Consider the following 553-nt stretch of genomic DNA (forward strand, 5'->3'; position numbering starts at 1 on the left):
CCGAGGTCAATGAATCCGGCGACCTGATCGAGTATCGCTACGATGCGCGCAACCGCCTCGTCGCGACCGCGCGCTTCTTGTATAGGATCACGGACCCGGCGCATTTCACGGCGCTTGCCGATCCCAATTCGACGATCGATGTCGCCGCGATCCGACCCAGCGAATACTACGCCGACATCTGGACCTGGCACGTCTATGATTCCGAAGGCCGGGTGCTGCAGGCGATCGATGGTGACGGTTCGACCACCAGCTACGACTATGACGCTTCGGGCCAGCTGATCCGGACGACCGGCTATTTCAACAAGCTGACCGCCGCCCAGATCGCGGCCTTCAAGCTGGCTGCACCGACCGGTGTCGTGCTGCCCACGGCAGATACCAGGGACGCGATCGCGCGGGTCTTCTACGACAAGGACGGCCGCACCATCGGCGCGCTCGACGGCGCGGGCTATCTCAGCCGCATCGCCTATGATCGGGCGGGCCGCAAGGTGAAGGAGGTCGCTTACGCCAAGGCGACCGATCCTGCGCTGCGCGCAAGCGGCACCTTCCAGCAGCT

General features: G+C 64.4%; 1 protein-coding gene. It reads left to right on the top strand.

Annotated features, from left to right (window positions below; genetic code table 11):
- Window positions 1-553, top strand: a 553-nt coding sequence (locus tag AC07M1_RS19380; protein ID WP_495164283.1) for a hypothetical protein, incomplete at both ends; no start/stop codon positions are given.

The sequence above is a fragment of the Sphingomonas sp. GW821-FHT10C01 genome (genome assembly GCF_059415525.1).